We start from the raw sequence: 23,490 nt of genomic DNA, 5'->3' as shown, positions 1-23,490 counted from the left end.
GAAACGCGGTTCACAACGCTCGGGTTCCTGCTCTCAGTGGCGGCCGGAGCCGATAGCGATTGGTCGTTGAGCAGGAGGGCTGGAAAGTGCTCAACTCGTCTCATCCGCTCGATTGATAATTGTTCGGAGTGCGTTGATCTCAATCTGGAGAGCGGTGGATCCTTGAGTGGTCAGTCGCACCCAGCTGCGGCTTCGTCGTCCGTCGTACCCGCGCCGAGTTGAGATAAAACCGGCTCTGGCAAGGACTTCGAGATGCCGGCCGAGGTTGCCGTCGGTGAGGTCGAGGCTGTCTTTGAGGAATGTGAAGTCAGCCTCTCCCGCCTCGCTTAGCACAGTCATGATCCCAAGCCGTGATCGCTGATGAATTGTCTCGTTGAGGTCAAAGGGATTGTCCTCGTTGGGTGGGCTCACTAGGAGCGCTGCCGAAGAAGCGCGTTTTCGCGGCGAGCTTCACGAATCCCCAACGCTGCAAGGGCGAGGCCTATGACCGCGAGGACGACGTGATCGACGGTCATATCCGTAAACCAATACCATCCAGTAACGGCGCGCTCAAGGACGTAGACCTGATTCTGGATGAAGGAATATCCCAGCAGAGGGGAGGCCGCTGCGACCAGTAAACCGCTACCCCACTGCCGCCGGTCTTCCGCTCGCCAACCGACGGTAAGGAGGAGGATCCCAATGAGAAATGCTGGCCCAAGAAGCCATGAAATCACGGGAAGGAGCGAGGCGGCCGCGATTATCAGGGCGATCAAACCGTAACGTTCGCGCCCCATTCCCAGACCCGCGCGCGTTGCGGTCGCCTTCATCACGGCCCAGAGAACGAACGCGGTGCCGGGGGCGATCACGAAGCCCAGGGCAAAATCGAGGTCTCCCAGCAGGGAAGCGGATGCTGCGACGATTGTCCCGACGCCACTGACGATGAGCGGAATCGAAGACACCCGTCGAGTCGCGCGCACTTTCGTTTCTAATGCTTCAAGTGTTGTCATGCTGAGCTCCAATCCAGAACTTACTCTGCGTTACAGAGCAACTTACTCTGCACTGCAGAGCAAGTCAACGTTCCAGGCGGGGGTACCAAATCACCTCCTGGGGCCTCCTCTTGGCGTGCTCCGTCAACCACGACTAGGTACACAGGATTTAATGAGTAAGGAGGTGCCGCCTCGACGCCGAGGTGCACCACGCGGTGGTCTGTGCAGTTCAACTGCGAACTTCGGATGCTCAGTGACGGTGAACATATGAAATGCGAGGCGGTGGGGTTATGTGACGAGTGGCGCGTCGATGAGAATTTCACAAGAAAGTCGTTGCTCGCCTCGCCCGTTACCTTCTGCGCAGGTGAGTGCTCACCTGCCCGTCAGTCAACGCTGATGAAACGGTTCAGGCTCGCAATCCACTGATCGAAAGCGTCGAGGTGCGCGTCGTGCGATGCGCTGGTGAGGTCCACTCGCCAGACGTTTGCACCGTGATGGATGAACGTTGCCTTCTGCTCTTCGGTGAACATGCCGTGATCGGCGTACACGACGAGTGTTGGGGCGGTGACTAGTCCCCATTCTTTCCATCGCGGGACGGAAACAGCATCGATTGTCGCGACCATCACATCCGGATCAAACTTCGGGTAGAAACCGTCCGTGCGCTCGTCTAGATCTGCTGCCCACGCGTGGGCCAGCGGTCCGTCCCCGAGGGTATCGCTGGCCATCTTCCGGCTAGGGAAAGGAATCTCCCACGAGCGAAAGTAGTCACCCAAAGCAGCGTGGTCTTCTTTTGACCCGCTGCCCTCGTTCGCCTCGAGGAGAACAAGCCGACGCACGAGATCAGGATGTTCAGCCGCGACGAGCATGACAGTGTGTGCACCCATGGAATGGCCCACGAGGTCGACTGCTCCGAGAGCTTCCACCGCAAGGATACGAACGATGTCGTCGACGAAGGCCGCACGGGACGTGTCCTCCGGTAACTGCGTGCTGAAGCCGTGGCCACGCTGATCGATAAGAAGGACCTTGCGTCCGCTCAACGCGCGCGCAGTGGGTAAAAACTCGCGTCCGCTTCCGGCCAGGCCATGGACGATCACGACGGCTGGCTCCCTCCCGTCGAGGACCATATAAGAAATCAGTACGCCGTCTGCGGTGGCGAGCGTCTTCCTTACACAATCCATGCTGTAACACTAGTGAAGGACCAAGCTGCTGGGTCCTGAATATGCTGAGGGCATGCCTCTTGCCGTTACCCTCATTCGCTCCCATGAACTTTCCGATGTCGTGCAGTATGCCTACGCCGCAACGGCTCCGGCGGAGGCTCGCTTAATCTTCCTGGCAGGAGCCTGCCCCTTGAACCGTGATGGCAGCACAGCTGGAGTGGGGGATTACCCAGCGCAGGCACGCAAAGCGATGGAGAATCTCCGGATAGCCCTAATGGCTGCAGGAGCTCAACTGGACGATGTCGTGAGTACTCGAGTTCTGGTGGCCTCTTCCAAGCAAAGTGACTTGGTTGACGTTTGGGATGTCGTTCGTGCGGCCTTCGGTGCACACGATGCACCGAGCACGCTCATGGGAGTGACCGTACTCGGATACACGGATCAGCTCGTCGAGATCGAAGCTGTCGCTGCCGTCATCGACTGATTACGGAATCCTGCAGCAACCCTCGGCACATAAGGCGTCAGATCGTTGCGGTGGCAGCCCGCCCTTTTATCATCGGAAGAGGGGTGGGCCACGGTTCTCGCACCTCGTCGCGGATCCCATTCGCTGAATCGGAGTATCCAGCCATTTGTGCGCGACACCTATGACCACACTGACGAATCAAATCGCCAGTACGTTCGCGTCCCTGCGATCTGCGGACCGGTGAGTGGTCAAGGCGGATGTCTTGGCCAACGACATCCGCTGGAGTGGAGCTCCCCGCTGCCGTATCTATATCGCTTCTGCTGACCTTGAAGTACGCCTCGAAACGGTGCCTGGGTGGGAATCCGCGAGCGGAACGTCTAACGCACACTTTTCGAGCCGGCTCTCGTCGGCCTGCGAAACTTCCGGAGCCACGTGGCCATAAACCGAACCCGGCAGCTTGCGGGAACATCGCCCGGGGTGGTGGCAGGATCCTCAGATGATTGCATTGCGGTGCAATACATGTGTGTCTCTGGACAATACAAGCGAATCGTCTTGCAATATAACCTAGCGAAGTAGGTCTTCCGTGGACTTATCTGCTCCACTCGCCTCGTTTATGACTGGCCTAGACGCCGTGACGCTCCGCGTCGTCGCCAAGGCCGGCGCCGAGCTCACTGGTCGACAGATCGCCCGTCTTGCGGGGACTGGGACGCCCGCTAACGTGCGATTGTCTCTTCTCCGGCTCCTCGACATCGGTCTGGTTATTTCGGTTCCAGCGCCCCATGCGACTATGTACTCTGCCAACAGGTCGCACCTACTCTGGCCAGCTGTTGAGATCGCGATGAACGCGCGCCAGGAGCTGAACAGGCGTGTTGCAGCATTCGCCGACTCGAGCGCACCTGAGGGTGTCACGGTTGTTCTCTACGGATCCGTGGCACGAGGTGACTCCACCAAGATGAGCGACGTCGACCTGCTCGTCGTCTTTTCCGATGAGGTCGCACTCGATGACCGGGACGAATTTGTCACTGGGCTCCGAGACAACGTGCAACTGTGGACTGGCAATGAGGCCCAGATCTATGACCTAACCGAATCGTCTCTGACTAGGCAGAAGGACGACGGAGACCCGATCGTCGGGAGCTTGGCTTCGGAGGGGATCGTTGTCTTTGGGAACAGCATGCTGGGAATGAGAAAGGCACCGTGAATATGCGGATCAAGCAGATGACGGCGGCGGAGGTGCGAATCCGTGCCGAACACGCCCGCGATTCTCTTCTGACTCCTCAAGCTCGATTTGAGCCCGGGGGACCGATGGCGTCGAACAATATGACTGGGCTGAATGCCGTCAACGCCGGCATCGCCGCGGCCGATGCTATTTGCGGCTCCAAGCTCGGATACCGCTCCAGCGGTCAGGATCACAAACAGGTCATCGCACTCCTCACCCAAGCGCTCCCCGAAAAGAGAACCGCGTCACGGGACCTGGGTCGACTCTTGGAAGCAAAGACGCTCACCTCCTATGGGACGAGCCACATCACCGAGGCCAGGGCAGGCGAGCTCCTAAAATACGCATGCCGGCTGGTAGACGAGATGGAGGCCACCCTCGTCTCCTAATTTCAGGCATCCCCGAGGATTCCTGCACGGCGCCTGACTTCCCAGCGTCGTGCGGCTCCGGTCGCAGAAGGACGCGGAACGCTGGCTGGACGGCCCATTGGTCGACGCGTGTAATTGACGCACTCGGGGAACGTCTGCGGGGAATCGCTGCCCGGCGGCATGATCCTGTGCGGGGCTGTCACGCATGTGAACCTCAACCGCGCGATTCAGGAGCCAGCTCATGCGGGCAACATTAGTCGTCCAGGGTGTCCTGGCCTTGATCGACGTCGCATTCGTGGTCGCAAGTGGTGCGTATGTGTCGACGAGCGTGCCGCTTGGCCTACTGGGCGCGGGCGGTGGCCTGCTCGTCATCGTGGGAGCGATTGTCGTTGTGCTGCGTCGGAAGCGAACAATGAGCGCTCATTTGCAGAAGTAACACTGATCGGCACGTATCGTGACGCCTTGGCAGCTCGGGGCAGCTAGGGCGTGTCTCTTAATGCTGCCGGGCCTGTCTGACAGACTTAATCCATGTCTCGTGCTGCCGTGTTGTCTGACAGTGAGTGGGCTCGCCTCGAGCCGTTGATGCCGTCGTCGAAGAATTGCCCGGGTCGTCCATTCCAAGACCACCGCCGCATTCTGGAAGGCATCATCTATCGGTATCGGGCGGGAATTCCCTGGCGAGATCTGCCGGAATCGTTCGGTCCGTGGCAGACCGTCTGGAAACGCCACCGACGTTTCAGTGGCGACGGTACGTGGGACGCCATTATGACCCGGCTACTCTCGCAGGCTGACGCTGCTGGACTGATTGATTGGGAGGTGTCCGTGGACTCCACGGTCAACCGCGCCCACCAGCACGGCACCAATCTCCCGCGCACCACAGGGGGAACTTCAGAACTACACGAATCTGCTCACCGAGCCTGCTGACCACGCAATTGGCCGGTCACGCGGCGGATTGACGACGAAGATTCACGCGTTGTGCGACGCGAATCTTCGACCGTTGGTAATTCTGCTGGGACCGGGGCAGGGCGGTGACTCACCGATGTTCCCCGAAGTCTTAGGGAGCCTGCGAGTGCCTCGGCTCGCCGGGGGTCGGCCCCGCACGACGCCGGATCGAGCGATGGGTGACAAAGCGTATTCGTCCAAAGCCAATCGGAAGATGCTCCGGGACCGCGGCATTCAAGCCGTGATCCCGGAACGATCGAACCAGGTCGCCAACCGGAAACGACGTGGCCAAGCCGGCGGCCGCCCTCCCACTTTTGACAAGGTGTCCTACAAACGCCGCAACGTCATCGAGCGGTGTTTCGAGGCACTCAAGCAGTGGCGTGGCATCGCCACCCGCTACGACAAGCTCGCCCTCACCTACCGCGGCGGGGTTGTCCTTAGAGCCATAATCATCTGGGCCAAGGCGTTGGGAGACACGCCCTAGGGTTTGCTCGTGTCGTTAGGTAGAGGGTTCAGGCAGCTTTGGGCGGGAAACGCTGCCGGTAACCTGAGCGACGGCTTGATTTTCGTGGCGATACCGCTGCTGGCAACATCATTGACAACGGATCCCATTCTCATCGCCGGCCTCGCCGCCATGTATTCGGCGGTGCGGTTGCTCGTGGTGGTCCCGGTCGGGGTCTATGTCGACCGTTTCGATCGTCGCACGATCCTGTGGATCACGAATTTCAGCCGGGCGTCGCTCTTGATCATCATGGCGGTCGTGTTCGCAATCGGTTGTGGCTCCGTTCCGCTCCTGTATGTAGTCCTCGCGGGCGTCGGAATCTTGGAGACCGCCGCGGACAACGCGTCGCTATCGATCCTGCCGTCGGTCGTTCCGGCTAGCAAACTGGACCAGGCGAACAGCCGTATCTCTGCGGCTCAACTCCTCGCCGATGAATTCGTAGGTCCGCCGCTGGGCGGATTCCTGTTTGCCCTCGGGGTGGCGGTTCCAGTCCTGGCCGCTGGCGGCCTCTATGCAGCAGCCGGGTTCTTCTTCCTCGCGCTCCCGCGTCCGGGTGTCGTCACCGGCCTTGCCTCGCCTCGCCGATCCGTGTTTAGTGAAGCCGTGGACGGTGCCCGCTGGCTTCACGGACACCGGTTGTTGAGCGGGCTGGCGGTAGTTGGCGGGCTCGCGAGTGTCGCGTACATGATGCCGTTTTCCGTTCTGGTGCTGTTCGCTCAGCAAACCCTGGGTCTTGGTCCGCTCGGGTATGGCCTGATTCTGGCCGTATCAGCTCTTGGTGGTCTTGTCGGCTCGATCATCACGGCTCCACTTCGTTTACGTGTGGGGTATGGACGGACGATCGTGGGGAGTCTGTGCCTCGGCGCTGCGTCTATGTTCTCGCTCGCCTTTGTTCGGATTCCGTGGCTGGCTGCGGCTCTCCTGGCCGCGTACATCCTGCACTCCGTTGTGTGGGCAATCTGCGTGAGTTCGCTTCGGCAGCGTCTCGTCCCTGAGCACCTCCGAGGGCGGGTCAACGCATCGTCCAAGGTGTTTGGCCTCATCGGTCTCACCGTGGGAGCAGCCCTCGGTGGGGTCCTCGCGTCGTCGCTGTCCTTGTCCATGCCGTTCCTGGCGAGCGGCGCCCTTTTCATCTGCTGTGGCGCAATCGTTTGGTGGCTGTTTCGATCTGAACTGCAATCAGGATCTGACCGGGACGTGGCACTGGAAACTGCGCGCAACGAGTAGGCCTTTCGACCGCGATGAGTGGAGGAGTCCTCGCGTTGCAGCACGTCGCCGTCACCGTCCTGACGGATTGTCTAGGTTCGTTGGCCCGGTTTCACACCGAAGAACGGCAGGCAGGGCGCGAGTCCAGCCATCGTCACCTTGAGACGCGGCCTCGTGTCCCACGCCTCACGCGTCAGACGCAGTCGGTCGGAGGTGACTGGTCGGCCATTGAGGCGAGGTGCAAGAGAGCGGTCCGAGCTTTTGTCCCCAGTCCTTTCCCGTGATGGTCAAAGCCGAGCCAGGATTCTGTCTTGACTTCGCGAAGAATTGGGAACTCACGCCCTCTGAGAGCAACCATGCCGATGGGTCGCTGCTTGAGGAATACAGCGAGTTCCTGATTGTTCGCGGCCTGCGCCAGCCAGGGCGCGGCGGCGCGAGCAGCTGAGACTCCGAGTATGGATCGTGTGGGCTCAATGTCGTGGGCGCAGCACACCAATCTGGTCGATGGCTGGCCCCGGCGGTCCCAGTCGGGGCTTACCGCGGCCGGTGTCACCTACTCCGACGCGGTTGCTGCGTTCGGTCAAGCTCACGAGGGCGAGGTGGCGGTCAGCGCTCCAGCAGATCAGTCGTCCCTTCTGGTCCTTGTTGCGCCCCAGGATGCCCGCGTCGGCGAGCTGCACCAGCGCGCGATACGCAGCTGCTTTGGACACTCTGTGCCGTGCAGCGACAGTATCGATGGTCAGTACAGGCTCGCTGGCCAGCGTGTCCAGAATGCGCAGAATCACGGCGTCACTGCGCGGAATGGCCGGTGAGATTTGGTGCTGCTTACGGTAGTGGCTGAGGTCCTCACGGACGGCCTGATCAAGTTCCTCGATATCGCTAGACAATTGCACAGCGTTGGCAGCAGCCAGCGCAGCAGCGTGGGCGAAGCCAATGATCCATTCGTCCAGACGAGAGGGTTCGGCTCGGAAGGCCGTCAATCCCTCGAGGTACGCATCCTTGTTGCCGGCAAACACGGTACTGATCGGGATCAGCGTGTTCCGCAGCGCATCCGTTCGGCGGAGCACGGTGTGGATGAGTGCACGTCCGGTGCGACCGTTTCCGTCGATGAACGGGTGGATTGTCTCGAACTGGGCATGAGCGATAGCCGCCCGCGCTATGGGATTCCCCGCTGTTGCGCTCACGAATCGGCACAGATCATCGACCAGGCGCGGCACCTCAGTCTCCGGCGGAGGGACGAAGTCTGCACGGAGCGGGCTCCAGCCCGGCCCGCCCACCCAGTTCTGCTCAGTTCTCAGCCCGAGCTTGAGCGCGGGTTCGATGATGTGCTGCACGCGCTCGATGTCGGCCGTGGTGACGGCACGATCGCGATCAGCAAGCTCAGCGATCGCCTCTTCAGTAGCGCGCACGTTCGCAACGACGTCCACTACAACGCGCGTGCCCTGCTGAAGGAGCTCGGCGATGGCAAGCTTCTTCGGGGTGACGCTGTTCCCCTCGATCCACGACGACGAGATGCTCTCGGAGCGAATCAGTAGGTGGTTGAGATACCCCCCGCGGGCGCCGATGCGCTCATCTGCGCGCGCGAGTGTCGCCAGCGCATCCTCTGCCGCCTGCTGTGCTTCCCGGCCGAGTTCTGGCACCTGGGTTCCGAGCGCGTCGGGAACGTAAGCTCGATAGTGGCCCGGCGCCCGGTCCTTGCGACCCAGGTGCGCAGCGTCTTCCGGGTTCCAGAGCAGGTCAACGTAGTGGGGCATGAGTCGCTCCTAACGTCAGTGACTGAGTGAGTATATTTACTTTAGTAATTATAAAGGTGATTTGGCCTGCTGGCGCTTCCGTTTGTGGCGACACCATTCGTTGCGGCACGCACGCGGGCATGAAGGGACAGCTCCGGAACGGAAGACTTGACGATCCTGACACGGAAGGCTTCAGTAGGTTCCGCTACTGTCATCGTGAGTCCTGTTGCGTCACTGCCTACTAGGATTGCGGGATGAATCTCCCCACTGCTGTGGAGCTGGCTGCTGCCGTTCGCTCTGGAAACCTCACCGCCGTTGAGGCTACGACAGCTGCCCTGCACCGAATAAAGCTCCATGACCCCCGGCTCGGCGCCTTTCAGGTCGTTCGAGCAGAGAAGGCGCTCGCAGAGGCTGCGGCCTTGGATGCCGGCGGCGATCTGGCATCGCTGGCGCTCGCCGGGGTGCCCATCGCCATTAAAGACAACATCCCCGTGGCGGGGGAGCCGCAGCGCGACGGCTCTGCGGCAACCAGTGGTGAAACACAGAATACCGACCACGAGGTCGTCGCGCGGCTTCGGGCCGCCGGGGCGATCATCATCGGCCTGACAAGGGTGCCGGAGCTCTGCGTTTTCGGAACGACCGACTCTGTCTTCGGCATTAGCCGCAACCCGTGGAACACCGATCGCACGCCCGGCGGATCCTCCGGCGGGTCGGCGGCCGCCGTCGCGGCGGGTATCGTTCCCCTCGCACACGGAAATGACGGCATGGGCTCCATCCGCGGTCCGGCGGGCAACTGCGGGCTCTTCGGGCTGAAGCCTGGGGGTGGCGTCGTGCCCCAGAACATCGGCTTTGATTCGTGGGGTGGCCTGAGCGAGAACGGACCTCTGGCAACGACCGTCGCAGACGCCGCCCTTCTGCTCTCGGTCATGTCGGACAGGCCGGAGCTTGCCAACCCGGTGGAGCCACTGCATCCGCTCCGCATTGCTATCGCCGCGGGGGAGCCCTCAGCGCTGGTGAAGCTCGACCCCGAGTGGCGGCGAGGCCTCGAGGAGACAGCAGAAGCGCTCCGCGCAGCCGGCCACATTGTGACCGAGACCACGTTTCCGTACGACCCGAACCCGCTTCCGCTGCTCGCCCGCTGGTTCGCGGGGACCGCGGCTGGCCTTGACCCCGGAGAGTGGACACGGGTTAGGCGGCGAGTTGGATCTCAGCGGCCTGTGACGAGTATTGCATCTCGAAGTCCACTGGCGTGACGTGCCCGATCGAGGAGTGCCGGCGGCGGCGGTTGTAGCGGTCCTCGATCCAGTCCGCGACGCCGCGGATCGCGCGGGCTCGGGTGGGCCAGACTCGGCGGTAGTAGAACTCGGTTTTCAGGGTCGCGAAGAAGCTCTCGGCCATGGCATTGTCCCAGCAAATCCCGGTGTATCCCATCGACCGGGTGATGCCATTCTTGGCGGCGAAGAGAGTGATCTGCTCTGACGCGTACTGGGTGCCGCGGTCCGAGTGGAAGATCACCGTCGCCGGGCGCTCTCCGCGGAGCACTATGGCCATCGTGAGGGCGTCCTGGATGAGGTCGGTGCGCATGTGGTCCGCGATGGCCCACCCGATGACGCGGCGGCTGTGGGCGTCGATGACGGTCGCCAAATACACCCACCCCTCCCAGGTCCTCAGGTAGGTGACATCGCCGACCCAGACCTGGTTCAGCGCCCCGGTGTCCCACTGGCGTTTCACGGCGTCGACTGGGTAGGCGTCAGCGTGATCGATGATGGTCGTCGTCTTCCATTTCTTCGGACAGATCCCCACCAATCCCAGTCGACGCATGGTCGCCGCGACGGTCTTGCGGGAGATGATCTCCCCGTCCGCGCGGAGATCGGCGAGGATCCTGGGTGCGCCGTAGACCTCGTCGGAATCGCCGTGGAAGAACGCGACTTTCTGCTCAATGTGCACCCGCCGAAGCGACGCTGGCGACGGTGCCCGGCCAGCCCAGGCGTAGTAGCCGGACCGGGACACCTCGAGGAGGCGGACCATGCGGGTGATGGTGAAGTTGGTCTTCTCCGCCAGCATCAGTTCGAACGCTTGCCGTTCGTATCCGATGCTTCCTGGGCGAAGAAGATGGACGCTTTTTTCAAGAACGCCCTGTCCATCTTCAGGTCCGCGTTTTCCTTGCGTAGCCGCAGCAGCTCGGCCCGTTCAGACTCGGTCACCTCGGTTTGCCCGGTCTCGTTGCGGGCCTTGAACGCGCTCACCCAGCGGCCCAGCGTGGCCTCGTTGATTCCGAGTTCGCGCGCGACAGTTGCGACAGCCCTGCCGGTGGTGAGAACCAGCTTCACGGCCTCGTCTTTGTACTCAGGGGTGAAGTCCCGACGTGATCTTGCCATAGCGAACATTCTCTCTTGTGAGGTGTCCACTCAACGGGGTCAGGGCCAGGCCGATGCCCGAGGCCTGGACACGGCCCTGCTGAACCCGCGCACCCGCACCCATGCCCGCCTCGGCCGGTTCGCCAGCCGTCTGGGCCTTCTGCGTTCGGGACCGGTAGACCGCTCCCGGACCACGATCACGCGCTTCTTCGATGACTATGACGTGCTCCTCACCCCGACCCTCGCCCAGTCCGGGCCGGAGGCTGGCTTATGGTCCAAGCGCAGCTGGTTTGCGAACCTTGCGTCGAACATCCGCTATGCGCCGTACCAGTCCACCTGGAACCTGCTTGACTGGCCCGCGGCAAGCGTTCCTGCGGGCTGGCACACGGTCGACGGCGTGCCGCTCGGCGTGCAGATCGTAGCCCCGCGGCATCCGAACGCCGCAGGCGAGGCATTGATCCTCAGCCTCGCCCTGCAGCTTGAACGAATCCGGCCGTGGCCGCGGGTTGCTCCCGGTTTCGCGAGTGAGCCAGCAGAGCCCGAATTGCAGGCCTAGGCTCCCCAGCCGCATGACTCAGTACGCGTAGCCCTCAGGTGACGGTCAGCGGCCGTAATGCATCTATCTAAGGCCAGTTGTCCCGCTACATCGCCGACGTGACCGTCATCTTTCACGACGACCCTCCTGGCCGCTTTCCGTTTTCGAGATAACAGCTATCACCTTCCTGGGTGCGGGCGCTTGGACGAGGCTGCGGCGTTTTGGGTGGAAGTGCAACCGGATGCCACGGGAACAGATCTTTCGGCGGAAGTTGCGGAGCGCGAGGCGACGGTGTCTTCACGAGCCGGCAACGCGGAACCCGTGGTCGATGTCATCGACCCGGCCACAGGCGAAATCGTTCAGGTGACACCCTCTTAGCTTCGTCTGCGCGCTCTACGAGAGAGGCAGGCGGCTGGGAACGATGCCCAGACTGGCGTGTTCGAGAGCATTGCGGATCACCTCAGGACGACATAGGAATGTCATTCCATTGCGCTCGGCCTCAGCGAAAACGCTTCTCGTCGAACTGCTGAGTGCCGCCCTCTATGGTCCACTCTGCGGCAAACGGCATCAGGGTCTCAATGGTGGCGACGCGAACGCCCTCCATAGTCGGAAGAAGCACCCTGATGCCCGGATAGTAGTCGAAAAGCACCTGCCTGTCACGCCCGCACGGGCCGATAACACCGCGCCCGTGATTGCCAACAGCGACGATTGTCGTGATTTCGCGCGCGCCCTGTGCGCGCGCCACACCAAGTGCAATTAATTCGGCGCACGGACCGCCGGTGAAGTGGAACAGATTTACCCCGGCGAACATGCGGCCGTCTGCGTCTCGAACTGCCGCGCCCATCGTGTGTGCGCCATCTTCATCGGGCCCGGCATCCGTGTTCGCGTCGATGACCTCTTTTGCGAGCTCAAAGAGTTCAATGTCTTCGGCTGTCGGCACTGCGAGTTCAGTGTTTGGGAGCATGAGGGTAATCCTACGGATCGAAACGGATCCAACCGCTGCCCACTGTGGCCGCAAGCCGGACGGTCAGTGACGCAGGTCGAGCGCGAAAGTCGCCGTCCACTGGTGGGGCTCGTCGAGTGTTACATGGGAACGCTGACCCGGACGAGCGTAAGGCGCGGTGCAGGTTAAGGGTTGAGACGGGCGAGTGGCTACCGTCCGGTCACAGAGTAGCGGCGTTCGATTCCTGAGGTGGCGAGACCCCAAGCGCTACTGGCGGCCCGTTCCTGGTGAGCGTCGAAGGCGGTGGCGTTCTCGAAGCACTCGTCGACCTGCCAGATCAGCAGATGGTTCGTTGTGGTGACGCTAAAGGAATGGCATCCCGATTCAGCGCGGGTCAGGGAAAGATGCAGTAACAGGTTATTCCGCACAGTGGCCGCCTGGTCCTCGGTGCGGCAAACGAGCTGTCCGCTGAGGCGCACCTCAGGGCCGAGTAGGTTCCTTTTCATCTTGTAGTTGGTCAGCTGCACGCCAGCTTTCACCGGGTGTTGTTCTGCCTCGACGGTAAACCCGTAACGCTCGAAGAACGGGCGGGCTGTGATGCTGACGTCGGCTGTTAGCTCTGCCAGCTGTGCCTGACGCGCGTGCGCCTCTGCGTAGCCGATCAGCTGTCGCGCTACCCCTTGTCGCTGGTGTTGCGGGGCGACGAACATCATGTCGATGTACCCCGCAGGGTTGACGTCGGAGAAGCCTACGGGTGCGCCATCGACAGTCGCCACGAAACTGTTCCGTTTCTGCATCGCCGCATGCCAGGTGGACAGATCTCGCTCCTCTGGCCGAGCCCACGCCTGAATCTGCTCCGGTGAGAAGTCAGCGGCAGCGGTTTCCGTCACCGCAGCAAGGAATATTGTCAGAGTGGCTGCGGCATCCGCATCACCGTAGGGACGGATGACAACGGCTTGCCTATCGGTGCTCTTGTTCGATTCCACAGAACCAGCATCTCACCGTGACTGGCCAGGCCTCGCAGCCCTTACAGTGGTTCGCTAGTCGACCCCTGCGGGACGTCTGTGGGCCGCGGCAGTCCGCACATTTGATTTCACCCGATCGCGGGCTTTGAGCACCTTCGTGCTAACGTACCTATGTCTCGATACATAGGTACGGAGGGTTTTATGCCGATACTCGTCTTTCTCGCTGCGGTAACGGTGCTCCTCGCAGCGGTCCCCCTGATCGTCAGGCCGCCCATGGGGCGGGTAGCGTCGTGGCTTCGAGCTCGGCAGCCGGCCGCGCCCGAGTCGGCAGTGATCGCCGCGCGAGCCGCCCTGCAACACATCAATTCCGCCAGCAGCGCCGTGATCGTCTTGTTCGCCATCGCATTTGTGATCAGCGATCTCGACTTCTACCTGTCGATGGTCGGTTACGCGGTCGCAGTCATCGTCGGGGCAGCCACGCGCCTGGGGGGAAGCGAACAACGCCGCGCCGGTCTCACCCCGGCAAGTAGCACCCCAGGACTCGGAACAAAACGAGTCTTACGGCTGTCCCTCGGTCTGGCGGCAATCACCACGGTCTTGTCCCTAGTGATGCTCGCTGTGTTCACGGCTCGTGCCGGGAACACAGCAACTTATCTCAATCTCATGAACCCCTTCGGGCTCCCCGACATCACTACCCGTGCTCTCATCATCACGGCAAGTGTGTCCGCCTTTCTTGTCCTCCTCGCGGTGGTCGGCTGGGGGATGATCGGGCGGAGGCAGTCCGCAGCGGGTACCTCGCCGGAGGTTGACGGCATGATCCGTGCTCTCTGCTTCCGGCGCATCGCCTTTGCATCAATCGGCGGCCAAGCAGTGCTCCTTGGCGCCATCCTGCCCGCCGTACAGATCGCAACCCTCGAGGTGGCGCGGCGCTCCTCCGCAGTCAACGAAAACCTCGTCACAATCACGTCTGTCGTGGGGCTCGCACTCATCGTCATCGGGATCGCAGCATGCGCTTACGCCGTACTGCAGCCCGTGTGGCTACAGCCGAAGCGATCAACCAGATATCGTCGGACTGAGCACTCAGACGCCGGAACCTCTCACCCAGAGGCCCCGCTTCCCGCCGGAACGTGGAACGGCTCCAACCAATGATCGAGGTCAAGGTTGATACGCGAAGCCCCACTCCGCAGTACGAACAGATCAGAAGCCAGATCACCGGCTTCGTTCTCACCGGTTCTTTGCCTCCAGGAACGCAACTGCCACCCATCCGGCAACTCGCCGGCCACTTGGGACTTTCCAATGGGGCCGTCGCCCGCGCCTATAAAGAACTCGAACGCGAAGGCACCGTCACAACCAACGGCAAAAAAGGCACCACCATCGCCCCGCAGAACGAGCAAAGCGCTCAAGGCCTTGCCAGCCCGGACCGCCCCGCTGTCTTGAACGATGCTGCGAAAAAGTATGCAGCCCTCGCCCACTCACTGGGCTACGACCTCACCGCCGCATCCGCAGCGCTGCACAGCGTCATGACTTCGCCTCTCACCAAGACCAACTGACGAGCATGACCGCGCAGTTCCCAGACGTCATGACGATTAACCCTCTGACGTTGGCCATGACCACTATCGTCGGTGCACTCGCGGTCGTCGTCGGACGGCACTGGCCGATCGTGGGCATGGCTACTCGACATCGCTTTGGTGCCTGATTTCGTCAAGGATCCTCCGCAGGCGGTGCCCAAAGTTCACAGGCACGTTGTCGGGCAATTCCGTGACTGGCCACCACGCGACATCCTCGCTCTCAACGCTGATGGATGGGGCTAGGTCTGTCCTCGCGATTGCGCCGAAGCCGATGTCCCAGTGAACGCTGCACCGTGTAAAGCCGACACCCAGGGTGTGCCGGTCGACATCGAGGATGGCGCCGACTGGGCGGATGTCGTTGATGCCACCTTCCTCACGGGCTTCGCGGAGTGCCGCCGACGCAACCGATATGTCCGTTGCCTCAACGTGGCCGCCAAGCTGAACCCAGAATTGACCCTTCTTATGGAAGCAGAGCAGGACCTGGGCCAGATCGGGGGTGAAGACGAAACAGCTCGCCGTCACATGCTCCGCACCGCCGTCGCGATCCAGCGCAGATCCCGAAGAGGCACCGACGAAGGAGACGTACTTATCACGAAGCGCGCTCTGATCGTGCCCAAGGGGTGTCCATGCGTTGAGAGTGTCTATCAAATCTGCAGGGATGACCCGGAAGACATGTGCAGCGTTGACCATGATCCCACCCTACTGAGACACCTGCATGTGGGCTCATTCACCCAAGGGATACCGGGCGGCGGACCGGGTGCAACGTGCGTCCGCTGCTCTCAGATGCGATTGGCCCGTTCCGTGGTGCCGGCCGGTCGGTCGGTCAGCGGGATGCTGCAGTACCAGTGGCGGAACGCTTACGACGACACTGGGGGCTTTATTCCAGCAATTCGCGACGTGCTCATCAACGCTGTTTGCCGCGCTCGTCTCGGCTTAGATTGAGGGTCTCTTCCGCTTGCGCTTCTTTATCTTCGCCACCTCGGCGTGGACTCAGCCAGACGAGGTCGGCGATATTGACCCCGAAACGCGCGGCTATCGACGACAAGGAATCATTCGGGGCGACCTGATATGTGGAAGGTGAGCCGTCAGAAGCGAGAGTAACGTCCCCGTTGACTCCCGATCTCGGTCCTGCGTCCTTGACAATCAGGCCCGGACACATGTCGGGCAGTGTCCACTCCAGAGTTGCAACGCCGAGGGGGCGGTCCCACGGGTTTAGGCTGCTGGACTGCCAGATGATGACAGTTCTGAGCCAGCTCGGATCGGATGTGTACTGATCGCCTATGTTCGGTAGAGGAACGACCAAATCACCGGGGGACACGGTGACATAGCCGGAGTAGCCCAACGCAGACTGCAGGGAATAGGTCGACGCGTCGGAATCCAGCGGGCTGATGCTGAGAGTCGTTTCGGCGACTGGATCGAAGTCAATATTGCTGAGGTGGAGCGTCGTCCCAGTGAATCCTGTGGTGCGTACCTCGACCAGCCCCGAGACGCGCGCGTCGCGCTGCACAAAAGAACCGCTGGCGATCACGGTGTCGGCTGGGAGATCTGACAGGCTCGGCAGAATTACCTCCGGAGTTGGTGCGGGCGAGCCAGGCGCCGATGGTGAAGCACTCGGTGGGGGACTGCTCGGTGCCAACTTCGCCGAAATGTCATTACCTGTGCAGCCCGTGAGGGCCACACCTAGCACCAGCAGCACTGCCGTGCCCATTCCCCAACGTCTCACTGTAAAAAGTGTCCCCATGCCTGAGAACCTAACAGCGATGCGCCCGGCTTCGCCACTTGGCCTGGCCGGCACCGTGGTTGTCCAGGCCGGCGACCCATGCACGGACCGGCGGACGGCCGGAGGTGATGTCTTGGCCGGCGATATCCGCGCGTCCGCAGCCGAGAACGAGAACGCAGAACGAGGATCAGCTGCTGACCGTCAATAGATCGTTAGCCAGAGACTTGACTCCGATTAGCCGGAACCTGCGGGGATGATGCCATCGCCGAGAGGCTCTTCGCAACATTAGAAACCGAGTTCTTCTTCCGCCGAGTCTCGCGTAACAAGACGCGTGCAGCCCTCGAGGTCATCGCTGGATCGAGGGCCCCTGCAATCGGCGCTCGGTCCTCTGATTGACCGAGAGACAACACTCAGCACACCAGGCAGAAGTTCACTGTGCCGCTGACCCGTGTCCACAAACGAGAGCAAGGCCGCAGTGTGCGGTCAGGCAGTGAGATGCACTGCGTAGAGCGCCAGAGTGGCCACGCCAAATAGACCAGCGACAGCGATAGCAACTCGAATGAGCGTCTGGTGACGACGGATAAATTCAGTTGCAATCCCGACCGCGAGAACCGCAGCCACTAAAAACGGCCCGGCAACGAGCACGGCATACACGGCTTGGCCCCCAGCGTCACAAACCTCGAATCAGGTCAGCGAATTAAGACCGGTTTACGAGTGCGAGCACTCTCGTCGGGCTGCCGGTGCCGCCGACAATCGGAAGTGGGCTGACGATGATCATGCTTCCGACGGGGGGAAGCGCTGCGAGGTTTTGCAGTGAGGTGAGGCCGTATTTATTCTTACCAAGAAGAAAATAGTGCATGGGGAAGGCCGGGTCCATGCCGCCGGCACCGCCAGCATCAATTCCCACGGTTTCCACGCCGAATCCGGAGATCTTCGTTTCATCAGCTAGCCACTGGGCGCATTCGACCGATACTCCCGGTGTGTGCGAACCCGACTCATCGGTGTTCAAGAATTTTGCTTCGTCCGAGGAATACTGATCCCAGCCGGTGCGGAATAGAAGCCATGAATTCTCGGCAAGTTTTCCGTGTAACGCTTCCCAAGCCTGCACATGGGCTATCTCCAGCAAGAAATCTGGGTTGTGTGCCGCTTCCTCACTGAGGTCAATAACCGACGCTGACCCGATGAGTTTCTTCAGTGGAATTTCGGAGACGTCGTGATTGTCCCTACCGGAGATCCAGTGGATCGGGGCATCGATGTGGGTGCCGACATGCTCCCCGGTATGGATGTTGTTGTGGCGCCAATACGGACCGGGTTCGTTGTAGGCGCTGACCTCCTCAAGGCTGAAGTCGATGAGATTGACGAACGGGGCCGGTAAACGAAGCGAGGGCGTTGCCGAGCTCAGCGGAGTCGTGAGGTCGATAATCTCGATCGCATCATTCTGAATTGCCCGGGCCAAATCGGACAGAGTGGACGTTTCCGCCAGAGCGTTCATATGCCGGGGCTCCTCATCGTTGAGCGTAAGTCTTCACAAGAAGACCGCAGGATTGAGCGGCCGAACCTGATCGTCTCAGCCGCCCGTCTCGGTGTCAAATTGTCGGAAGACCCGTCGACTGCGTCGCTCACAGCAGAGAGATTGCGCTGAAAACACACGCCTGTGCGCCTACTCTCGGGCGAGTGTCGGTCGATATGAGAAACTAAAAAGGTTCCGAGTGAACGTTGAAGGACTGGGTCGGCATCCACTCGCTCAGGTCCTCAGAATTACCACCGTTTCGAGAGGAATTCAGTGAACATTGCAGAACTGGTCGGCCAAACGCTCGCACAGCTGGGTGTTGGACAGGCATTCGGGGTCGTCGGCAGTGGAAATTTCGAGGTCACCAACGCCCTGCGGAAGAACGGGGTGCCGTTCGTCTCGGCGCGCCACGAAGCAGGTGCAGCAACTATGGCGGATGCCTACTCCCGCATGTCGGGTACGGTCGCCGTGGTCACCCTGCATCAAGGATGTGGTTTGACGAATGCCGTCACCGGAATTACCGAGGCCGTGAAAAGTCGCACCCCGCTCATCGTGGTCGCTGCTGACACGGCTGAAGGAGACCTGCGATCGAACTTCAACATCGACCAGGATGCGCTCGCCCGAAGCGTGGGTGCTCTGGCAGCGCGCGTGCACTCCGCCGAGACGGCGATTGCCGACACAGTGCGCGCCTACCGCACAGCCGTGGACGAACGCCGCACTGTTGTTCTCAACCTTTCCCTGGATGTGCAGACGGCCGAGGCGCCACACGGATCCTCAGAAGTGGTTGTGCCGTTTGTCGGAGCACTAGCGCCGCCCTCTCCGGTGCTGCCGTCCGAGGCGGCCGTGCGGGACCTCCTTGCGCTACTAGTCGCCGCAAAACGTCCGGTCTTTGTGGCTGGTCGCGGAGCGCGTCTGGCACGAGACGAGATTCTGCTGCTTGCCCAGCACGCCGGTGCGCTGGTGGCGACCTCCGCGGTGGCCAATGGTCTGTTTGTCGGGGAACCGTTTTCGCTGGGAATCTCCGGGGGCTTTTCCTCACCGCTCACGGCAGAACTGATCCAAGGAGCTGACCTGATTGTTGGTTGGGGCTGCGCCCTGAATCAGTGGACCATGCGTCATGGAGCGCTGATCTCTGAACATACCGACGTCGTTCAAGTCGATGTCGACATCGCTGCCCTCGGCGCGAACCGTCCGATCAGTCTGGGTGTGGTGGGTGACAGTGCCGCCACAGCGCGGGAGGTCTTGAAGCAGCTCCAGTCCTATCCAGCCGCGGAGAAGTACCGAACCGAGTTGAACGCGGCCCTCATCGCAGAGCGTTCCCGTTGGCAGGATGTGCCCGTCGACGATATTTCCAGCACCGACCGAATTGACCCTCGCTTGTTGAGCATCACGCTCGATGACCTGCTGCCAGCGGAGCGAATAGTCTCGGTGGACTCGGGCAACTTTATGGGGTATCCCAGCACCCACCTCAGCGTGCCGGACGAATTCGGTTTCTGTTTCACTCAAGCATTCCAATCGATTGGTCTTGGTTTGTTCACAGCGATCGGTTCAGCCCTCGCCCGGCCCGATAGGCTGCCCGTTCTGGGGACCGGTGACGGCGGGTTTCTGATGGGGATCGCCGAACTCGAAACGGCTGTGCGGCTCCGTCTTCCCCTGGTGGTCATCGTCTACAACGACGCGGCTTATGGTGCCGAGGTGCATCATTTCGGCTCCGAAAAAGATCTGACCACCGTCACTTTCCCCGACACGGATTTCGCCGCACTCGCGCGTGGTTTCGGCGCCGAGGGGCTCACTGTCCGAGGTGTTGCCGATCTGTCCGCAGTGCGGTATTGGCTGAGCGGGCCTCGTGATCGGCCGCTCGTTATCGATGCGAAGATCGCCGATGACGGTGGGTCGTGGTGGCTCTCCGAGGCATTCGCCGCGCACTCAGCCCGGGTGGCCTGACCGGCCCGCGCTGGGCATCGCTCGATAGGTACGTCGTGCCGGGACCTGTCGTACTGCAGCAGGTGAAAATGTTGTGGTCTGCGCGATGGGTAACCGTGCTGACGGTGGCAGCGTTAGTCGTACCCACGAGGGCAATCTAAGTGGGACCCACCGCGCGCAGCCTGAAAACCGGCGAGACGGTGACGACCGATTCTGTTTAGCTCCGTCAACACCTGGCAGCCGTATCAGTCAAGAACCGTGTCAGTCGAAGATCGGGCGGCTGGCCGAGGATGCGCGCCAAGCCCACGTCGAGCCTGCTACACGTCGTAGACGTCGCTGCGGTGGCCGAGCGTTACGACGACAACGAGGAGCACACCCTCGTCGAGGGTGTAGATGATGCGGTAGTTGCCGACGCGCACCCGGAATCCGGGGCGTCCTTGCAGGGCTTTCGCACCTGGCGGGCGGGGATCCTCGCCGAGGAGGGCGATCGCCCCTCGGATGCGCGCCTGCTCTGTGGGGTGGATGCTGCGCAGTGCCTTGAGCGCAGCCGGCCGGACCTCGATCCGGTACGTGCTCACTCAGCTCCAGCCGAGATCGGCTTTGACCTGCGCCCAGGGAATGTTCTCGCCCTCTTCAGCCATGGCCTCGTCGAAAGCTGCTACGTCCTGAGCATCTTCCAGCGCATCCATCATCCGCTCGTATTGTGCCGGACTGACGACGACTGCTTCTACGGTGCCTCGTCGCTCGAGGAAGATAGCTTCCTTCCGCGCACGCACGATGAGCTCTGGGAGGATACTCCGGGCAGCGGTAACGGTGACGGTAGACATAGTTCGAGCGTACATTCTGATCATTTAGATGTACAGGTGCTCAGACGTCACGGCTTGCCTACGAGCAGTGGACGAACCTTGCCGAGGCAGTTGGAGGGACCCCGAGCGAGATGCGGTTGTGTCAGATCAGACTCTTGCCCTCGGCCCGCACGGTCTGCACCTGCCAGGCCTGGTCGAAGGTCACGAGATCAGCTTCGTACCCCGGGGTGAGTCGGCCGAGGCGGCGATCGAGTCTGAGGGCGCGGGCAGGAGAGAGGGTAAGGGCGCCGACCACGGCCTGTGGTTCGATACCAGCGGCAATGCCGGCTCGGAGGGCGCTGTCGAGCGTGAGCGTCGATCCGGCGAGCACGGATGAACCGGTGAGAACGGCCCGTCGATGGTCGACGGTGACGTCGAGATCTCCCAGCCGGTATTGACCGTCAGGGACCCCAGCGGCGGCCATCGCGTCAGTGATTAGCACGACTCGACCGGGAGCTGCCGTAAACAGCAGTGCGGCCATGCTCGGATGCACGTGCTCACCGTCGAGGATCAGCTCAAGGAACACCCCGTCCGAGTCGATCGCGGCGACGACCGGACCGGGTTCTCGGTGATGGATGCCGCGCATCGCGTTGAAGCTATGGGTGAGGATGCTGGCCCCGGAATCAAAAGCGCGCCGCGATTCGGCGTAACCAATATCGGTGTGACCGACCGCGACAACCACCTCCGCCTCGCAGAACGCACGGATTGCCCCTGGTGATTCGGGGCGGGCGGGGTCCAGTGTGATCTGGCTCAGCGTGCCTGCCGCAGCCGTGAGCAGTCGTTGCACCGCCTCCGGCTGAGGGTCACGAAAATGGTCGGAGTTATGGGCACCCTTTCGTTCCGGGGCGAGGAATGGTCCCTCGAGATGGCTTCCGAGCAGCAGTGGGTTTTGAGTGGTCAGCGTGGCGACCGAATCCAGGGCGCTCTCCAAAGCTTCGAGTGGAGCTGCCACGAGGCTGGTCACTGCTCGAGTGGTGCCGTGGCGATGATGGGCCGCGAGGGCAGCGAGAATCGCCGTCGGGCCATCCTCATTGCTGTGCCCGCCCCCACCATGCATGTGGATATCGATGAACCCGGGGGTGAGATACCCGCCACCACCGTCGTGCACCTCAGCAGACCGTGGCCAGCCGATGCCGACCCCGCGCGCGGCAATCTTTCCGTCGACAACCTGCACCCAGGCGCCGGGTGTCACCCCGTCGGCATCGACTGCGGTGACGTTATGAATGACGAGATCGTGAGCTGGCACTAGGACCGCTGCCAGTCTGGCCGATTATTGACGACAAATTGGGAGTAGTAAGTGAGGTTCAGCGCAGATGCTGCAGCGCGGTCGCGCGCCCCGGCTTGCTCTGGGTCGGCGACGGCCAGGCGCGGGTACTTCTCGTGACCACCTGTTGTTGCATCCACAATTGTGTACTCTCTCTACCGTCGTCATTGGTAGTGCCAGATTAGCCACTTCTGAAGAGACAGCGCCGTCGGGTCAGGCGTTGGGAGCTCAGTTCAGCAGCGTTGCCGAACTGAGCGGTTCGAGGCGAATCTCTGTCCCTAACGTGGCAGATTCATAGATCGCCGCGAGGATTCGCGCCATGTGCAGTCCGTGCATGGCTGGTGCAACAGGTACACCCGCACCCTGCGCCGTGCGCACGAAGGTGTCAATCTCCTTCTGAAAGCCCTCGTCAACGTCGAAGCTCAGCGAGTCGATGGTCGGAGTGAGTTCCACGATGGTGTCGTGCAGCTCGGTCGTAATATGCAGCGCGGGTTCTAGCGTCGCCCCGCCCTTTTCCCCGTAGATCTCGAAGAACTGGGTGTCGCGCCCGTGCATCGAGTAGGAGGTGTCGATGAGTAGCACCGCACCCGAGGTGAACCGCACGAGCGCACCGGCAAGATCCTCCACAGAGTTCTGAGCGATGTCGTAGTCCGCGGTCATATACCGGGTGAGTCCGCGGATGTTTCCCCGGTTTCCGAGACCGGCGAAGGTGTATCCGCTCACTGACTGCACCTCGGGAAAGTCCATGAGAAAGAGGCACATGTCGATGAAGTGCACACCGAGGTCGATGAGTGGTCCTCCGCCGGCGATCGACCGATCGGAGAACCAACCGCCCGGGTTTCCTGCCTGGCGCAGAAAAGTGGCTTTGGTGTAGTAGATCGGCCCGAGGTCTCCGGCATCAATGAACGTTTTGAGGGTGACGGCGTTGGAGGAAAATCGGCGCACATAGCCGATCTGGACGAAACCAGGGTTGGCTGCCTCCGCCCGGACGATCGCCTCGGCTTGGGCGACAGACACGGTCATGGGTTTTTCGATGAGTACACTTTTGCCCGCTTCGAGCGCGGCGATCGCGACATCCGCATGGGTGTCGTTGGGGGTGCACACACTCACTACGTCTATGTCTGGTGAAGCGACCATCTCGCGATAGTCCGAGAAAACTGCCGTTGCCCCGAATTCACGGGCACGTTCGCTGGCCCGTTCGGTGTTGGTGTCGCACATAGCCACGATGGTGACATCGGGATTCTTGGAATAGGCGGCCAAGTGGAACCCGGCGATTGTTCCCGCACCAACCACGCCCACTCTCACGGTGCTCAT

24 protein-coding genes and 2 pseudogenes are annotated in these 23,490 nt (G+C 61.6%); 11 read left to right on the top strand and 15 right to left on the bottom strand.

Annotated elements, in window-relative coordinates; genetic code table 11:
* Positions 1 to 90: 90 nt before the first annotated feature.
* The 3 genes from H4V99_RS09360 to H4V99_RS09350 all read right to left on the bottom strand — a co-directional run bounded on the left by H4V99_RS09360 (position 91) and on the right by H4V99_RS09350 (position 2,143).
* Positions 91 to 411: a transcriptional regulator gene (locus H4V99_RS09360; protein WP_280677636.1), complete on the bottom strand. Its 321-nt coding sequence runs from the start codon at positions 409 to 411 to the stop codon at positions 91 to 93.
* On the bottom strand, positions 411 to 986 hold the full coding sequence (locus tag H4V99_RS09355; RefSeq protein WP_280677634.1) for a hypothetical protein: 576 nt from the start codon (positions 984 to 986) through the stop codon (positions 411 to 413). Before H4V99_RS09355 ends, H4V99_RS09360 begins: the two co-directional genes overlap by 1 nt.
* 362 nt (positions 987 to 1,348) lie before the next feature.
* Positions 1,349 to 2,143 carry an alpha/beta fold hydrolase gene (locus tag H4V99_RS09350; protein WP_280677632.1) on the bottom strand — a complete coding sequence of 265 codons (795 nt, stop codon included), beginning with the start codon at positions 2,141 to 2,143 and terminating at the stop codon, positions 1,349 to 1,351.
* Positions 2,144 to 2,195: 52 nt separating this feature from the next.
* Between H4V99_RS09350 and H4V99_RS09345 the strand changes: the two genes are divergently transcribed.
* The 6 genes and pseudogenes from H4V99_RS09345 (at position 2,196) to H4V99_RS09320 (ending at position 6,834) form a co-directional block, all read left to right on the top strand.
* Complete coding sequence (locus H4V99_RS09345; RefSeq protein WP_280677630.1) at positions 2,196 to 2,603, top strand: RidA family protein; 408 nt, start codon at positions 2,196 to 2,198, stop codon at positions 2,601 to 2,603.
* A gap of 592 nt (positions 2,604 to 3,195) precedes the next feature.
* Positions 3,196 to 3,780 (top strand): nucleotidyltransferase domain-containing protein, encoded by a 585-nt coding sequence (locus H4V99_RS09340; protein WP_280677628.1) that lies wholly within the window; start codon positions 3,196 to 3,198, stop codon positions 3,778 to 3,780.
* Positions 3,777 to 4,184, top strand: coding sequence for a hypothetical protein (locus H4V99_RS09335; RefSeq protein WP_280677626.1), 408 nt, complete (start codon positions 3,777 to 3,779; stop codon positions 4,182 to 4,184). The genes H4V99_RS09340 and H4V99_RS09335 overlap by 4 nt, the downstream gene beginning before the upstream one ends.
* A gap of 220 nt (positions 4,185 to 4,404) precedes the next feature.
* The gene (locus H4V99_RS09330; protein WP_280677623.1) at positions 4,405 to 4,599 is read left to right on the top strand and encodes a hypothetical protein; all 195 of its coding nucleotides are present in this window, start codon (positions 4,405 to 4,407) and stop codon (positions 4,597 to 4,599) included.
* Positions 4,600 to 4,691: 92 nt separating this feature from the next.
* Positions 4,692 to 5,589 (top strand): annotated as a pseudogene (locus tag H4V99_RS09325) (IS5 family transposase).
* Positions 5,590 to 5,598: 9 nt separating this feature from the next.
* Positions 5,599 to 6,834 (top strand): MFS transporter, encoded by a 1,236-nt coding sequence (locus H4V99_RS09320; protein ID WP_280677621.1) that lies wholly within the window; start codon positions 5,599 to 5,601, stop codon positions 6,832 to 6,834.
* Between the two features lie 449 nt (positions 6,835 to 7,283).
* Here the strand turns inward: H4V99_RS09320 and H4V99_RS09315 are convergent, their stop codons facing one another.
* Positions 7,284 to 8,567: a Fic family protein gene (locus H4V99_RS09315; protein WP_280677619.1), complete on the bottom strand. Its 1,284-nt coding sequence runs from the start codon at positions 8,565 to 8,567 to the stop codon at positions 7,284 to 7,286.
* Between the two features lie 233 nt (positions 8,568 to 8,800).
* Here H4V99_RS09315 and H4V99_RS09310 point away from each other — a divergent pair, with 233 nt between their 5' ends.
* Positions 8,801 to 9,799: an amidase gene (locus H4V99_RS09310; RefSeq protein ID WP_280677617.1), complete on the top strand. Its 999-nt coding sequence runs from the start codon at positions 8,801 to 8,803 to the stop codon at positions 9,797 to 9,799.
* Here H4V99_RS09310 and H4V99_RS09305 read toward each other — a convergent pair.
* Positions 9,735 to 10,933, bottom strand: a pseudogene (locus H4V99_RS09305) (IS3 family transposase). The gene H4V99_RS09310 and the pseudogene H4V99_RS09305 sit on opposite strands and share 65 nt — an antisense overlap.
* 13 nt (positions 10,934 to 10,946) lie before the next feature.
* On the opposite strand from H4V99_RS09305, the gene H4V99_RS09300 reads away from it, so the two are divergent.
* On the top strand, positions 10,947 to 11,459 hold the full coding sequence (locus tag H4V99_RS09300) for an amidase family protein (protein ID WP_280677615.1): 513 nt from the start codon (positions 10,947 to 10,949) through the stop codon (positions 11,457 to 11,459).
* Positions 11,460 to 11,937: 478 nt separating this feature from the next.
* Here the strand turns inward: H4V99_RS09300 and H4V99_RS09295 are convergent, their stop codons facing one another.
* Entirely contained in the window at positions 11,938 to 12,402 is a 465-nt protein-coding gene (locus H4V99_RS09295; protein ID WP_280677613.1) for a cytidine deaminase, read from the bottom strand.
* 188 nt (positions 12,403 to 12,590) lie between these two features.
* The gene (locus tag H4V99_RS09290) at positions 12,591 to 13,367 is read right to left on the bottom strand and encodes a GNAT family N-acetyltransferase (RefSeq protein ID WP_280677611.1); all 777 of its coding nucleotides are present in this window, start codon (positions 13,365 to 13,367) and stop codon (positions 12,591 to 12,593) included.
* 180 nt (positions 13,368 to 13,547) lie between these two features.
* On the opposite strand from H4V99_RS09290, the gene H4V99_RS09285 reads away from it, so the two are divergent.
* On the top strand, positions 13,548 to 14,495 hold the full coding sequence (locus H4V99_RS09285; protein WP_280677608.1) for a hypothetical protein: 948 nt from the start codon (positions 13,548 to 13,550) through the stop codon (positions 14,493 to 14,495).
* Positions 14,492 to 14,896 (top strand): GntR family transcriptional regulator, encoded by a 405-nt coding sequence (locus tag H4V99_RS09280; protein ID WP_280677606.1) that lies wholly within the window; start codon positions 14,492 to 14,494, stop codon positions 14,894 to 14,896. The genes H4V99_RS09285 and H4V99_RS09280 overlap by 4 nt, the downstream gene beginning before the upstream one ends.
* A 120-nt stretch (positions 14,897 to 15,016) precedes the next feature.
* On the opposite strand, the gene H4V99_RS09275 is transcribed toward H4V99_RS09280, so the two are convergent.
* The 3 genes from H4V99_RS09275 to H4V99_RS09265 form a co-directional block, all read right to left on the bottom strand.
* Positions 15,017 to 15,604: an NUDIX domain-containing protein gene (locus H4V99_RS09275; RefSeq protein ID WP_280677604.1), complete on the bottom strand. Its 588-nt coding sequence runs from the start codon at positions 15,602 to 15,604 to the stop codon at positions 15,017 to 15,019.
* 214 nt (positions 15,605 to 15,818) lie between these two features.
* The gene (locus H4V99_RS09270; RefSeq protein WP_280677602.1) at positions 15,819 to 16,442 is read right to left on the bottom strand and encodes a LysM peptidoglycan-binding domain-containing protein; all 624 of its coding nucleotides are present in this window, start codon (positions 16,440 to 16,442) and stop codon (positions 15,819 to 15,821) included.
* Positions 16,443 to 17,331: 889 nt separating this feature from the next.
* The gene (locus H4V99_RS09265; protein ID WP_280677600.1) at positions 17,332 to 18,126 is read right to left on the bottom strand and encodes a cyclase family protein; all 795 of its coding nucleotides are present in this window, start codon (positions 18,124 to 18,126) and stop codon (positions 17,332 to 17,334) included.
* A 291-nt stretch (positions 18,127 to 18,417) separates the two neighbouring features.
* Between H4V99_RS09265 and H4V99_RS09260 the strand changes: the two genes are divergently transcribed.
* Positions 18,418 to 20,088, top strand: coding sequence for a thiamine pyrophosphate-binding protein (locus tag H4V99_RS09260; RefSeq protein WP_280677598.1), 1,671 nt, complete (start codon positions 18,418 to 18,420; stop codon positions 20,086 to 20,088).
* Between the two features lie 296 nt (positions 20,089 to 20,384).
* Here the strand turns inward: H4V99_RS09260 and H4V99_RS09255 are convergent, their stop codons facing one another.
* From H4V99_RS09255 to H4V99_RS09235, 5 genes are all read right to left on the bottom strand, one after another.
* On the bottom strand, positions 20,385 to 20,645 hold the full coding sequence (locus H4V99_RS09255) for a type II toxin-antitoxin system RelE/ParE family toxin (protein ID WP_280677596.1): 261 nt from the start codon (positions 20,643 to 20,645) through the stop codon (positions 20,385 to 20,387).
* Positions 20,646 to 20,894 carry a type II toxin-antitoxin system Phd/YefM family antitoxin gene (locus H4V99_RS09250; RefSeq protein WP_280677593.1) on the bottom strand — a complete coding sequence of 83 codons (249 nt, stop codon included), beginning with the start codon at positions 20,892 to 20,894 and terminating at the stop codon, positions 20,646 to 20,648. It abuts the gene before it with no gap.
* Positions 20,895 to 21,015: 121 nt separating this feature from the next.
* Complete coding sequence (gene nagA, locus H4V99_RS09245; protein WP_280677591.1) at positions 21,016 to 22,158, bottom strand: N-acetylglucosamine-6-phosphate deacetylase; 1,143 nt, start codon at positions 22,156 to 22,158, stop codon at positions 21,016 to 21,018.
* Complete coding sequence (locus tag H4V99_RS09240; RefSeq protein WP_280677589.1) at positions 22,158 to 22,316, bottom strand: hypothetical protein; 159 nt, start codon at positions 22,314 to 22,316, stop codon at positions 22,158 to 22,160. Before H4V99_RS09240 ends, nagA begins: the two co-directional genes overlap by 1 nt.
* An 88-nt stretch (positions 22,317 to 22,404) precedes the next feature.
* Complete coding sequence (locus H4V99_RS09235) at positions 22,405 to 23,490, bottom strand: Gfo/Idh/MocA family oxidoreductase (protein ID WP_280677587.1); 1,086 nt, start codon at positions 23,488 to 23,490, stop codon at positions 22,405 to 22,407.

Source organism: Cryobacterium sp. CG_9.6 (genome assembly GCF_029893365.1).
In the GTDB taxonomy this organism is placed as follows: Bacteria; Actinomycetota; Actinomycetes; order Actinomycetales; family Microbacteriaceae; genus Cryobacterium.
This window is presented reverse-complemented; position numbering and strand designations above follow the sequence as displayed.